Below are 14,252 nucleotides of genomic sequence, written 5' to 3'. Positions count from 1 at the left end.
GTCAACACGCAGTATATGATTGTGCTAAAATCGCTAGCAAAATTATTTTTATACCTATTTACCTATCTTTCTTTCATTCATCATTTAGGGCGCATTCGCCGCATAATTTTTAAAGCAGACCCGCCTATTGCATAGTCTGTTTATCCATGCGTCCTATCATTATCAACAGTAAGGAGCCGCTGTGAGCCAATCATTTCGCTCAGCCGATATTCGCCAAGCTTTTATAGATTTTTTTATCAGTAAACAGCACACCGCCGTCCGTTCATCGAGCCTAATTCCGCACAATGACCCGACATTGCTCTTTACCAATGCGGGTATGAACCAGTTTAAAGAGACGTTTTTGGGCATGGAGCCACGTGACTATAGCCGCGCGGTCAGTGCGCAAAAATGCGTGCGCGCAGGCGGCAAGCACAATGACTTGGATAACGTCGGCTACACGGCGCGTCACCACACGTTCTTTGAAATGCTGGGTAACTTCTCATTCGGCGATTATTTTAAGAAGCAAGGCATCGCGTATATTTGGGAATTTTTGACCTCACCTGAGCAGCTTGGTTTAGACAAAGACCGCCTGTACGTCACCATCTATGAGACCGATGACGAAGCCTTTGATATTTGGCATCAAGACATCGGCTTGCCAGCTGAGCGCATCATCCGTATCGGTGACAATAAAGGCGCGCCATATGCGTCAGACAACTTTTGGACGATGGGTGATACAGGCCCTTGCGGCCCGTGTACCGAAGTGTTTTATGACCACGGCGCGGACGTCGAAGGCGGCCTGCCGGGTACGCCAGAAGAAGACGGCGATCGCTTTATTGAGATTTGGAACTGCGTCTTTATGCAGTTTAACCGCCAAAAAGATGGCACACTCTTGCCGCTACCTGCGCCCAGCGTCGATACAGGCATGGGACTTGAGCGCATCAGCGCCATCATGCAGGGCGTCCACAGCAACTATGAGATTGATACCTTTGTCAATCTGATGAATGCGGCGGCAGACATCTTGGGTATTGAAAACACCCAGCAAGCCTCGCTAAGAGTCATCGCTGACCACATCCGTGCCGTGTCTTTCTTGATTGCCGATGGGGTATTGCCAAGTAACGAAGGTCGCGGCTATGTACTGCGCCGTGTGATTCGCCGTGCGGTACGTCATGGCAATAAATTAGGCGCAGAAGACACCTTCTTTTATAAGATGGTCGCCCCGCTGATTACCGAGATGGGCGATGCCTATCCTGAATTGGTCGCGCAGCAAGCCACCATTGAAAACGCCATCTTAAAAGAAGAAACCCAGTTTGCCAAAACCTTAGCACAAGGTCTAAAACTGCTGGCAACTGAGCTTGATGGTCTGAGTGAAGGCGACACGCTATCAGGCGCTGCCGCGTTTAAACTGTATGACACGTACGGCTTTCCGATTGATTTGACTGCTGACATCACCCGTGAACGTGGCATCGTGATTAATGAGTCTGAGTTTGATGAGCACATGCAAGAGCAGCGTGCGCGTGCACGTGATGCAGGCAAGTTCGATGTCGATTACAGCAGTGTGATTCAGGTCGAGACGCCAACGCACTTTTCAGGCTACGACTCACTGTCTGACAATGCGGTCAACATCATCGCGCTGTACCAAGACGGTCAAGAAGTCAGCATCCTCTCAGAAGGTATGGAAGGCGTCATCGTCCTAGACAGCACGCCGTTTTATGCCGAAGGCGGCGGACAGGCGGGCGAGCTGGGTGAGATTCGCAGCAGCTCTGGCGTGTTTGAAGTTCAAGACACCAAAAAATCAGGTCAAGCCATCATCCATTATGGCGTGGTCACGATGGGTGACGTGCAGCGAAATCAAAGCGCCGAAGCCACCGTGCATTCTGCCATCCGTACTGCCAGCGCCAAAAACCACTCAGCAACGCATCTATTGCACGCTGCCCTTCGTCAAATCTTGGGCGATGGTGTGACGCAAAAAGGCTCACAAGTCACTAGCGACGTGCTGCGTTTTGACTTTTCATACGACCAGCCAATTGCGGACAAAGACCTGATTACTATTGAGCGCTTGGTCAATGAACAAATCCAAGCCAACGTCCCCGCCACCACCGCGCACATGAACATTGATGAAGCGATGGAACAAGGCGCGATGGCCCTGTTTGGCGAAAAATACGGTGACAGCGTCCGCGTTTTAAAGATGGGCACTGAGCGTGTGGTTGACGGTAAAGCCGTACCCTTCTCTATCGAGCTGTGCGGCGGTCTGCATGTTGAGCGTACAGGCGATATCGGCATCTTTAAAATCATCAGCGAGTCTGGCATTGCCGCTGGCGTGCGCCGTATCGAAGCCTTGACGGGAATGAGCGCGGTCAAATACATTCAGCAAAATGACACCCAGCTCAGCACCCTAGCAGGACAGCTTAAAGTTAAGCGTCCAGAAGTTGCGGAGCGCGTACGCATTATGGCGGACAAACAGCGCGAGCTTGAAAAACAGCTTGAGCGCTTGTCACAAAAAATTGCCAGCGCACAAGCCGCAAGCCTGATTGATGATGTACAAACCATCGAAGGCGTGCCTGTGTTGGTCAGTATCCTCGCAGGCGTCGATGGCAAATCGATTCGCACCCTGATGGACGATGTCAAATCAAAACTGCCTGAGAGTGTGATTGTACTTGTCGGCGATAAAGACGAGCAATTGGCACTGGCGGCAAGTGTGGCAAAATCATTGACCAGCCGTATCAAAGCAGGTGATATCATTCGCCACCTAGCGGGTGAGCTTGGCGGTAAAGGCGGCGGTAAGCCTGACTATGCCCAAGGCGGCGCACCAAAGAGTGATACCAGCGCTGCAACCGTTCAAGCGCTACCTGCTTGGCTAGCACAAACTTTGGCGCAGTAAAAAACTAAAGCATGTCGTTATTCAAGAAATAATAAAAAGGCTTAAATGCGACATGCTTTATTCATCATAAAAAGCCGCTTATTGCCAAACGGATACCCTATTTTCTAAAGAAAACTTGCGATACTTATGAATCCGTTTGGGCGCGGTTTAAATATTGGCGTTGATTGTGGTATAAAGAACATCACTTCGTAAAAAGAACATAAAACATATATTGGCACATCGCTTTTATACTTTGGGTTCTCATTGCTTGCGCTGTAAGGCTGTGTCGTGCGCGCAAATCAATGGTCATCGATAAATTATAGGTAAATTTCTATGGCGTTAATTGTACAAAAATATGGCGGCACGTCGATGGGCAGTATTGACCGCATCAAAAATGTCGCCAAGCGTGTGAAGCGCTGGCACGACAATGGTCATCAAGTCGTTGTTGTGGTTTCAGCCATGAGTGGCGAAACCAACCGTTTGATTGATTTGGCGCGTCAAATCAGTAAGCACCCTGACCCACGCGAATATGACCAAATGGTCTCAACAGGTGAGCAGGTATCTATTTCACTCCTTGCAATGGCGATTAAAGAGTTAGGCATTGGCGCGCAATCATTCACAGGCCGTCAAGTCGCTATCAAGACCGACAGCGCGCACAACAAAGCACGTATTGAAAGTATTGATGATCATAATATTCGTGAGCAACTTGATGCTGGCAATATCGTGATTGTTGCAGGCTTTCAAGGCATTGATGAGCATGGCAACGCGACCACATTGGGTCGCGGCGGCTCGGATACCACAGGCGTGGCTATTGCTGCAGCGCTTGGAGCCGATGAATGCCAGATTTATACTGATGTTGATGGCGTATACACCACTGACCCTCGCGTGACCTCAAAAGCCAAAAAGCTCAAAAAAATCACCTTTGAAGAAATGCTTGAAATGGCAAGCCTAGGTTCAAAGATTTTGCAGATTCGCTCTGTTGAGTTTGCAGGTAAATACAGCGTGCCATTACGCGTATTGTCAAGCTTTGATGAAGACACAGATGGCAACTTTGATGACGACTTTAAAAATAACGTCGGCACCCTGATTACAAAAGACGAAGGAGACAACATGGAACAGGCTATCATCTCAGGTATCGCCTTTAACCGTGACGAAGCAAAGATTGTGGTACGCGGTGTGCCTGATCATCCTGGTATCGCCTCAGCGATTTTAAGCCCAGTGGGTAACGCCAATATTGAAATTGATATGATAGTCCAAAATGTATCGACCAACGGCACGACTGACTTTAGCTTTACAGTCAACCGCAATGATATGGACAAAACCCTTGACGTGCTAAACAATGAAGTCAAAGACGAGATTAATGCCAAAGAAGTGATTGGTAACAGCGAAGTGGTCAAAGTCTCACTGGTTGGCGTGGGTATGCGCTCACATGCAGGCGTTGCCAGTCGTATGTTCCAAACCCTCGCCGAAAACAATATCAATATCCAAATGATTTCAACCAGCGAAATCAAAGTTTCTGTCCTTATCCAAGAGCAATACTTAGAAAAAGCGGTCAAATCACTACACACCGCGTTTGGTCTTGACCGTGAAGATGGCGAGAGCAAGGTTGCTGGCCAATAAACTGCGCGCTTCACTGTATCATGCGCTAGCAGTTTGCCAATCGCATCAAATAGGGTCCTAAGTGGCCCTATTTTTTATACATACACTGAACTGCAAGTATTTATATGGCCCACTTGTGTACCTACGCTCAGGGGATGCTGTATATAGCGTCAATAAGTGACGCGCAGTTTTACTGAAAAACCGTGACAGTTGTGATGATGCCACCTATAATGGTGGGCTTCATTTGGGCTAAATGAATTTTTTTATCCGTACCCTATTCTTTGTGGCTTTATACACGCGTTGATACGCTAAAACTGTGTTTTTATTCTAGACACTTCATCAACATTTGTGGCAAGCTGCAACAGATGGGCTGCAATACCTAGTAATTGAGATACCATTTAATGAGCTATAACCTATTAATGCGACATAAGGAGTGTGACGCATGCTAATCTTGACCCGCCGCGTGGGCGAAACTTTAATGATCGGTGATGAAGTCAGTGTGACGGTCTTGGGCGTTAAAGGCAACCAAGTACGTTTGGGCGTGAATGCGCCAAAGGACATCGCTGTGCACCGTGAAGAGATTTATCAGCGTATTCAACATGAGCGTTCAGTACAATCACAAATGCAGCATTTAGAGCAAGGCAGCTTTGCCCCATCGTTTGATGATGAGGATTATTTTAACCGCTAACTTGCTATGAGTGTGCTTTTCTTATTTGTTTGAGGTTTATGACCTATGAGTATTCGCCAATCAGATGTTTCTGCTTTACTTAACGGCTTACAAAAAAAAGCCATACATTTTAATGACGTCATCAGCTTTATTGATGACTACTATCGCTATACGCCTGTTGCTTTCGTTAATGGCATGGTGCACAACAATGCTGGCGAAAATGAAGGCAGCGCAAAGGTATTCGGTTTTGCCAAGCATCACGGCCTGAACCAACTCGATACCTTACAACTGTTTGGCGAACACTACGCCAAAGTGATGGCCACACCAAATGGTACGGATCATGCCAATATCCGTAACTTTCTGCACTGGGGCTGGCAAGGTTTTTTAATGCAACACAATCCATTAACCCCTCGTCCAAGTGTAGACACCAACGCCCTATAGCGTGTGGTGAGCACCTGTGCAGCGCTAGCCATTCCTATTATGAATGGGCTGAATGATTGATCAAGCGTTTGTCCTACGTTATTATTTTTGTATAGAAAGTCTCGCATCTTGAACTGACCCCTATAAGTTAGACACAACTTATAGGGGTCGTTTCACACTTAATCGAGCGTGTGTTCGATGCTATATCAATTTTATTCAGGTTCTACCACAGTAGACATAAAAGTGTATTTGCCTACGCTTTCCTTGGTGTTGGCGTTTGCGATAAACCAGAAAACGTAAAAAAGCGACCTATCTTAGGTCGCTCTTGTCATACATAAGTACTTATTTATCTTGATAAGACAGCTTCACACCAAGGATATAACCGTCGTTGTCTTGGAAGTCACTGGCCAATTTGCCTGTTGGGATTCGACCTTTAGCATCACCGAACCACAGGTATTTACCACCTGCAGAAACCGCCCAGTTTTCGGTAAAGTTATATTTTGCACCCAGTCCTGCGCTGTAATAGCCCTCGATAGGACCCAAAGAGGTGGTCGGATTGCCTGCCCCACTATCCCAGCCAATATTACCAGACACAGCAAGCGCAGGGGTTAAACGCTTAGCAAGTCCTAACTCTACCACCCACTGGTCTTTATCGTAATCTACCAATGCCAAGCCTTTGTCGTCTTGCGTTACGCGCTTACTGACTTGATTGTACAATGGTGGTACGATTTCAAAGTCGCTCCACGGTACGTAACGTACGCGCGCAGTGGCTAAGGTGGTTGGGTTAATACCTGTTTGGAAGTCTAAGTTGACCGACTCTGGTGTAGTGATATCAATCGTGCCACTCTGCTCTGGGTTACCACCCAACGCGCCGACCAATGGGTAAGTTTCACCAATATTGGCTTTATGATCAATCTCTGAACGGTAAGTTAATGCAGCCTTTAGTCCAATCTCAGGTTTGCTATAGGCAAAGCCCGCTAACCAACCATAATCTTGGTCAGGGCTGATATGCGCAGTATAGCCTGTTGCTCCGCCATAAGCGCTGCCACGCAGTTTAACATCAGCCTTTAAACGCTGGGCGACAGGGCCGCCGTAAACTTGGAAGTTTTTATTTTGCCCAAATTTCATGCCCAAAATACCAGTGATGCTTTCGGTACGTACTTCGACCTGTGTGCCTTCATCATTTGCAAGTCGACCATCAGCGAAGTTTTCTAGTCTCTCAAGTCCAGCTAATTGAGCTCTTCCTTCTGCTAATTTAGTTTCCCCTGCTGCAATCTGCTCTAACGCTGTATCGATTCTGTCACGCAGGACAGGCTCCAAACTTGGGTCGTTTTGTAACGCTGCCTGTAACTGCGCAACTTGAGCTCTTGACTGATCTAAGAAATTTGCTGAATTGTTTAATGTAGTTTCAGTTCCTTGAATCAATTCCTTTAAACCTGCAACATCCGTTACACCTGTTGTTGCCTGTAACTGTGAAGCAATGATATCGTTTACAGCTCCAGTTGCCGCACCTACAAAGTTATTATCCCCTACGTAATCTGCTGCTGCCCCAAATGGCTCATCGTATAAAATACCGACACTAAAGGTATCATTCACATCCGTTTTTACGCCATAACGGAAAAAGTCATAAGACTCTGCAATATCATCAATCTCACGACCTTTAACATACTCTTTACTATTGGAAGCAGTGTTTGCACTATCATAGCCTGTTACATCCGCATCAATATAGGTGTAAGACGCTTCAGCATAGAGGCCATCTTGTAAAAAGGCAGTAATGTCTTGACCTGAACGATCCAATGCTGCGGCATGAGTCAAGCTGACAGCAGATAAGCTGGCAACCGCTATTGCGAGGGTTTTTAACTGAAAATTATGGCGCATAATATATCTCCAAACATCCTTGTTATTGTCATCTCATATCACGATAAACCCGTTATTGTTGCAACTTTTTTATCTAAAGATGAGTATCCTGTTTGTATGATAGTAATGTCTTTTACACTGCAAAACAACACTAAGCACATAATATTGTTGATTTGTGACTGTTTGGTCACTTAACACTACTCAAACTTATCTTAATAAATATAAATCTAAAATTAAGTCATAAAAAAGGGCGCTTATAAGCGCCTAGATAAAATAGCCAACCTTCTGATAATACTTGATTTGTCATTATTAAAATAGGTAGTGAATGACTGCTAATGCACTAGCAGAGGGCTAATAATAGGCTAATAATGCGGTGGCTTATCAGCCATCACATCAAAAGGGGCAATCCCTTCTTCTGATTGCTGGCTTTCAATATGCTTGTACATCAGCTGTAATTGACGCTGCATGGTTTGAATGCGTCTGTCTTGCTGGGCAACAACGGCATCCAGCTTTTCTACACTGATTTCAAGATGAGCAATAGTCATTTGCAAGTCGACTACTTGCGTATTGATATCGGTATACGTCATGATATAAGTATCCGTAAGGTTGTTGGTATCGTCTCCTGATCTACTATTATCAATGCAGGAAGTCGTATTGTCTACGTTAATATCAACCACCTTTTCGCTTAGGCTATTTCTGTCTGACGTGCTCATAATATTCTCGATAGCGATGGTGCGTGGCATCCTCTAATTATAAATACCTTATGGCAAGTAGCGCGAGGCATTATCTGACATAGCGCAGTTTTTATAGTATGAAAGGTTGTAAAACATTTACTTGATGGCATTAGAATAAAAGCGCAGACAGTCACGCCAGTACGACAGCGCCATGCTATACTGCCACAAAATAAACGCATGCAAAATTACTGCGCCCATACACACTTATTTTTCTTATTTCTGCATAAGTTGACGATTGACACTATATGGCACTGATACATCTAAAAAACATTCATCTCGCCTTTGGCGTTGCCCCTATTCTAGACGGTATTGATTTTAGTATTAATGACGGCGAGCGCGTTTGTCTTATCGGACGTAACGGCGAAGGAAAATCAACGCTTTTTAAATTGATCAATGGCTCGCTACAGCCTGACAGTGGCGAAGTTATTATTAACAGCAGTGTGCGCGTGGCCATGCTTGAGCAGGATGTACCTGAGACTTCAGGCAATATCTTGGAGATAGTGATGGGCGGTAGCCAAAAAACAGCTGCCCTACTCAAGTCGTATAATGAACAAGCCGACCTATGCGCGACAGGTGATATGAGCGCTTGTGAGCGTATGGCAACCTTGCAGCATGACATTGATGCCGTGCACGGCTGGGATTTGGAACGTGAAGCCACGCGCCTGATTACAACCATGGGATTAAATGCTGATGATGACCTAGCGTCGCTATCTGGTGGTCGTAAACGCCGCGTACTATTGGCACGCGCTTTAGTCACCAAGCCTGATGTGCTACTGCTTGATGAGCCGACCAACCATTTGGATGTTGACAGCATTGAGTGGTTGGAGCGCTTTTTGCTCGATTGGCAAGGTTTGACCTTATTGTTTGTGACGCATGATAGAGCGTTCGTCGACAAGCTGGCGACGCGAATTGTCGAGCTGGATCGTGGACAGCTCTCAAGCTATGACGTTACTCAAGGCGCGAAAGGTTACGCCCGCTATCAAGAATTAAAAGAGCAGCAGCTACTCGCTGAAGAGAAAAACAACGCCAACTTTGATAAAAAGCTGGCACAAGAAGAAGTATGGATTCGCCAAGGTATCAAAGCGCGTCGTACTCGTAACGAAGGTCGTGTACGTGAGCTAAAAGCCTTACGTGAAGAGCGCAAACGCCGCCGCGAACAAGTCGGCAATGTCAATATCACTATGGGCGAGAGTGAGAAAAGCGGTAAGCTGGTTTGTAAGGTTAAAAACCTGCACTTGGAATACGATGGTGACGTCTTAGTACACGGCTTTAATACCACGATTATCCGTGGCGATAAAATTGGCATCATTGGACCCAATGGCGTGGGCAAAACCACACTTATTAAAGCCCTGCTTGGTATGTCCGATGATGACATTACCAAAGCAGGCAGCGTGACGCTAGGTACCAACTTGCAGATTGCTTTTTTTGATCAGCTGCGTGATCAGCTTGATTTAGAAGCCAGCGTCGCACAAAACGTGTCTGAAGGCTCGGATTACATCGAAGTCGCGGGTAAAAAGACGCACATCATGAGCTACTTACAAGATTTTTTGTTCGCGCCTGAGCGTGCGCGGACGCCTGTTAAAGCTTTATCAGGTGGCGAGCGTAACCGCGTGTTGTTAGCAAAGCAGCTGCTCAAACCTGCCAACATTTTGGTGCTTGATGAGCCGACCAACGATTTGGATATGGCGACGCTCGAGCTGCTAGAAGAATCTGTCAGTAGCTTTAACGGCACCATTTTGCTTATCAGTCACGACCGCTCTTTTATGGACAATGTGGTTACCTCAACATGGGTCTTTGACAAAGACGATGAAGGTCGCGGCGTGGTTCATGAATATGTGGGAGGCTATCAAGAGTATTTGGTACAAAAAGCCCGTATCGATGCCAATAAGGCTGAAAAGGAAAATAAAAAGCAAGTCAGTACCCCAAAGGCTGCGCCAGAAAAGCCGACCAAACCTACCAAGAAGCTCAACTATAATGAACAGCGTGAGCTTGAGCGATTACCAAAAGAGATTGCTGATCTAGAAGCTGAACATGCCGAGCTGACTGAAAAACTGGCAGATGGCTCGTGGTTTAATACAGATATAGAAGCGGCTACTAAAGGCAGCGAACGTATCGCTGAGATTGATGACTTATTGCTTGAAAAGCTTGAGCGTTGGGAATCACTAGAGAATTAATAGCATTTAGCGCACTTGAAAGAGTGCGCGATGATGAGGCGTCTTTCTGGATGTCTCATTTTTTTGTCTGTATGTTACAAGATGATGCGTGTACAATACGCACGCAAAAGCTAGCAATAATGTTGAAAGTTAGTGAACATTTCCTTAATTTAAAGTATCATACTTTATTGCCCTATATCCTTATTATTTCTAAGGGTATAGTACAGTACGCTCATTCGAGCATACTCTAATATTGCTTCTTATATAGGCTTTAATGCAGTCAATAAATTATTGATAGCACGTTTAGTGTGCCTATCAAGACAGTCTTATTTTTAACACAATAATTTATTTTATGACCAAAATAGCTTAGAATAGCAACAATTAGCAAAATTAGGCACAGCTAAAGTGGCTTACCTATTGGTATTGTAAAATTTCTAAGCCACAAACCCAGTGTGGGATAATCCCATTTCATTCACCTGGAGGAAGTATTAATGAGCCATGCCGAAGGCGTTAATGTACAACGCCGTAGAGTTCTTATTGCCTCGACTGCCGCGATTGGTGCAGCTGGGGTAGCTGCGGTGGCTACACCTTTTGTCCGTTCTTGGTACCCAAGTGCTAAGGCAGAAGCTGCGGGCGCAGCGGTTACCCAAGACATCAGTGCTATCGAAGCAGGACAAATGATTGTCGTAAAATATCGCGGTAAGCCCATCTATGTGGTCAAACGTACCGACGATATGGTTGCAGGGTTGGAATCTGTAACACCATTACTGTCAGATCCTGAATCTGAAGCGTCGGTACAACCTGAATACTGCAAAAATACCAACCGCTCTATCGATCCGTCGATCTTGGTGGTTGAGGGCGTATGTACGCACTTGGGCTGTGCGCCAAACTATCGCCCTGAAGTTGGTGCTGCCGATTTGGGTGGTAATGACTGGTATGGCGGATTTTTCTGCCCATGTCACGGGTCAAAGTATGACTTAGCAGGTCGCGTCTATAGTGGCGTTCCAGCACCGCTTAACCTACCTGTCCCAGAATATAGTATGGATGGCGGTATCCTAACGGTTGGGGAGGCTTAATATGAGTATGGGCAAAAAATTGATGGGTTGGGTGGACGCGCGCTTTCCTGCGACCGAAACCTACGAATATCATATGTCAAAATATTACGCACCAAAAAATTTCAATTTTTGGTATTTTTTTGGCGTATTATCGATGGTCGTATTGGTCAACCAACTGGTGACTGGTATTTGGCTTACTATGATGTACAACCCAAGCGCTGAAGGGGCATTTGCTTCTGTTGAATACATCATGCGTGATGTAAAAGGCGGCTGGCTCATTCGTTATATGCATTCCACAGGCGCATCGGCGTTTTTCGTGGTTGTGTACTTACACATGTTCCGCGCATTACTTTACGGATCATACCAAAAGCCACGCGAGCTGATTTGGCTCATCGGTATGGGCATCTACCTTGCCTTGATGGCTGAAGGCTTCTTTGGTTACCTACTCCCTTGGGGCAACATGTCATTCTGGGGTGCGCAGGTTATCTTGAACTTGCCAGCAGCACTGCCTGTGATTGGTGATGGTCTTGCTGAGTGGGTACGTGGTGACTATATCATCTCAGGCATTACCCTAAACCGTTTCTTCGCGCTACACGTGGTTGCTATTCCCCTGGTGCTTGTTGGTCTCGTCTTTATGCACTTGGTTGCGCTTCACCATGTGGGGTCAAACAACCCTGATGGTATCGACATCAAGAAGCTAAAAGACAAAAACGGCGTGCCTTTAGACGGTGTTGAATTCCATCCTTACTACACTGTGCATGACATGGTTGGTATCGTGGTGTTCTTTATCTTCTTCTTTGCTGTGGTGTTCTTCTTCCCTGAAGGCGGCGGCTTCTTCCTTGAGCCACCTAACTTTGAAGCGGCGAACTCTCTAAAAACACCAGCGCATATCGCGCCAGTATGGTACTACACACCGTTCTATGCCATCTTGCGTGCGGTTCCAAGTAAGCTGGGCGGGGTAATTGCGATGGGTGCAGCGATTGCGGTACTGTTTATCATTCCGTGGTTAGACCGCTCGCCAGTACGTTCAATCCGCTATAAAGGTATTTTGTCTAAGATTGCGCTAACGATTTTTGTTATCAGCTTTATCGTTCTAGGCTACTTAGGTGCGACGCCAGCGACACCGACAGCTACCATTATGGCTCGTGTCTTTACTGTCCTGTATTTCTTGTTTTTCTTACTGATGCCAATTTACACTGCAATCGAGAAGTGTAAACAGCCACCAGAACGCGTTACCGGAGGTCACTAATGAGCACGCTAATCAAATCCCTAGCTGGTCTAGGCTTAGGCGCGGCATTGAGTTTGACTGCTGGTAGTGCGCTGGCAGCAGGCGGCGGATGTGGTACTTTTACCAATGCCGACGGCGTGGTAGAACATTTGGCTTGTAGTGAAGCCCCCATTGACTTTACCAATAAAGGCTCGCTACAAAACGGCGCTAAACTGTTCATGAACTACTGTGCTGGCTGTCACTCAGCTAAGTACGTTCGTCATTCACGCATCGCACAGGACTTGGAGATTCCACCTGAGCTGGTCGAAAAATACCTGATGGTCACCACCGATCAAATCGGTGACCATATCGATGCTGAGATTGACCCTGAGATTCAAGCATCATGGTTCGGTGCTGCGCCACCTGATTTGTCACTTGAAACGCGTTTGCGCGGTGATGACTGGGTATACACGTACCTATTGTCATTCTACGAAGATCCAAGCCGTCCTTGGGGCGCGAACAACTTGGTGCTCAAAAATGCAGCTATGCCGCATGTATTGCATAACTTGCAAGAAGACCTGAGTGAAGAAGAGTTCCGCAGTGAGGTGGGTGATTTGGTCAACTTTATGGCATGGATGGGTGAGCCTGCCCGTCATGACCGTCAAGTGATTGGCTTCTTTGTCATCTTGTTCTTATTGGTGCTGCTCATCCCAGTATACCTACTGAACAAAGAATACTGGAAAGACGTCAAATAAGTGATACACGCTATCGGTACGGGTTACCGCTAGGGATAAAAGGGCGCTGCTTCGGTAGCGCCCTTTTTTATTGTGCTCGTTTTTATTATGTCTATATACTGAGGGCGCTTGAGTCATACATTGCGCCCAGTTACGTACGCTCCCTTGATAATAGGACATACATTGTTTACGATGGCACTCTTTAATAACAATAAAACAATAGGCCTTCATGATAGACGCCAATGACATCCCAAGCAGTCAGCTGATTCTCTATGCCGATGACGGCTATGACAGTCATGTGGTGCGTTTGCTGTTAGAAGAAAAGCAATTAGAATATTATCTGTCGCGTCTTAATTCAGAGCGCCCTGAGGATTTAAGTGAGTTAAATCCCTATCATACCTTGCCCGTTTTGCAGCAGCGCGAAGTCTCACTATATGAGATTAATGTCATTTTTGAATATTTAGAAGAGCGCTATCATAGCCATAAGCTGTTGCCTGATACGCCTAAGACGCGTGCGCAGTTTCGTCAGTTGGCTTGGCGCATTCAGCACGACTGGCTGGCACTAGGGCGCAAACTGCTCACCCATCCTGATAGTTTTGATAAGAAAAGTGCGGCATTGGCGCGCAAACAATTGGCCGATTCATTAATCACCTTGTCGCCACTCTTTGCACACAAGCCCTATTTTATGGCGGATACTTTTGGCTGGTGTGATGTGCTGCTTGCGCCTTTATTGCATCGTTTGAACGCCATGGATATTGTGTTGCCACGTGCTATCAGTCGTCCATTGCATGAGTATATGACGCGCCTCTTTGAACGCGAGAGCTTTAAACAAAGCATTCGCTAAATCTGATTAGGGCGTGTTGACCATTCGACCATGGCACTGACAGCGACTATTTTTTAGGCGATTCGAGGTTAAAAATAATAAGTTTAGTCATTCTAAGCGTTTATTTTTAACGATGAAGCGGCAAAAAAGAGTCCTGTCCCTGCGGG

At 46.2% G+C, this 14,252-nt stretch carries 10 protein-coding genes and 1 pseudogene; 9 read left to right on the top strand and 2 right to left on the bottom strand.

Annotation, left to right across the window (positions count from 1 at the left end; translation table 11 throughout):
• The first annotated feature begins 181 nt into the window (after window positions 1–181).
• The 4 genes and pseudogenes from alaS to JIE71_RS08735 all read left to right on the top strand — a co-directional run bounded on the left by alaS (window position 182) and on the right by JIE71_RS08735 (window position 5,543).
• On the top strand, window positions 182–2,857 hold the full coding sequence (gene alaS, locus JIE71_RS08750) for an alanine--tRNA ligase (protein ID WP_199508332.1): 2,676 nt from the start codon (window positions 182–184) through the stop codon (window positions 2,855–2,857).
• 312 nt (window positions 2,858–3,169) lie between these two features.
• Window positions 3,170–4,456: an aspartate kinase gene (locus JIE71_RS08745; protein WP_199508331.1), complete on the top strand. Its 1,287-nt coding sequence runs from the start codon at window positions 3,170–3,172 to the stop codon at window positions 4,454–4,456.
• Between the two features lie 421 nt (window positions 4,457–4,877).
• Window positions 4,878–5,045: pseudogene (gene csrA / locus JIE71_RS08740) on the top strand (carbon storage regulator CsrA); the annotation flags it as partial.
• A gap of 123 nt (window positions 5,046–5,168) precedes the next feature.
• Window positions 5,169–5,543, top strand: a complete 375-nt coding sequence (locus tag JIE71_RS08735; protein WP_199508330.1) for a HopJ type III effector protein — start codon at window positions 5,169–5,171, stop codon at window positions 5,541–5,543.
• Between the two features lie 321 nt (window positions 5,544–5,864).
• Here JIE71_RS08735 and JIE71_RS08730 read toward each other — a convergent pair whose 3' ends face one another.
• Both JIE71_RS08730 and JIE71_RS12460 read right to left on the bottom strand, forming a co-directional pair.
• Complete coding sequence (locus JIE71_RS08730) at window positions 5,865–7,400, bottom strand: outer membrane protein transport protein (RefSeq protein WP_199508329.1); 1,536 nt, start codon at window positions 7,398–7,400, stop codon at window positions 5,865–5,867.
• 341 nt (window positions 7,401–7,741) lie between these two features.
• Window positions 7,742–8,092, bottom strand: a complete 351-nt coding sequence (locus tag JIE71_RS12460; protein ID WP_228284607.1) for a SlyX family protein — start codon at window positions 8,090–8,092, stop codon at window positions 7,742–7,744.
• A gap of 266 nt (window positions 8,093–8,358) precedes the next feature.
• Between JIE71_RS12460 and JIE71_RS08720 the strand changes: the two genes are divergently transcribed.
• The 5 genes from JIE71_RS08720 (at window position 8,359) to JIE71_RS08700 (ending at window position 14,106) form a co-directional block, all read left to right on the top strand.
• On the top strand, window positions 8,359–10,287 hold the full coding sequence (locus JIE71_RS08720) for an ATP-binding cassette domain-containing protein (protein ID WP_199508328.1): 1,929 nt from the start codon (window positions 8,359–8,361) through the stop codon (window positions 10,285–10,287).
• Window positions 10,288–10,757: 470 nt separating this feature from the next.
• A complete protein-coding gene (petA, locus tag JIE71_RS08715) occupies window positions 10,758–11,342 on the top strand; it encodes a ubiquinol-cytochrome c reductase iron-sulfur subunit (protein WP_199508327.1) in 585 nt (194 codons plus the stop codon).
• A gap of 7 nt (window positions 11,343–11,349) precedes the next feature.
• Entirely contained in the window at window positions 11,350–12,570 is a 1,221-nt protein-coding gene (locus JIE71_RS08710; RefSeq protein WP_416232026.1) for a cytochrome b, read from the top strand.
• Complete coding sequence (locus JIE71_RS08705; RefSeq protein WP_199508326.1) at window positions 12,570–13,283, top strand: cytochrome c1; 714 nt, start codon at window positions 12,570–12,572, stop codon at window positions 13,281–13,283. Before JIE71_RS08710 ends, JIE71_RS08705 begins: the two co-directional genes overlap by 1 nt.
• A gap of 208 nt (window positions 13,284–13,491) precedes the next feature.
• Window positions 13,492–14,106, top strand: coding sequence for a glutathione S-transferase N-terminal domain-containing protein (locus tag JIE71_RS08700; RefSeq protein ID WP_199508325.1), 615 nt, complete (start codon window positions 13,492–13,494; stop codon window positions 14,104–14,106).
• Window positions 14,107–14,252 lie beyond the last annotated feature (146 nt).

Source organism: Psychrobacter sp. bablab_jr014, assembly GCF_016464015.1.
Classification (GTDB): domain Bacteria; phylum Pseudomonadota; class Gammaproteobacteria; order Pseudomonadales; family Moraxellaceae; genus Psychrobacter.
Note: the sequence above shows the minus strand (reverse complement) of the source record. Positions and strands in the feature narration are given on the sequence as shown.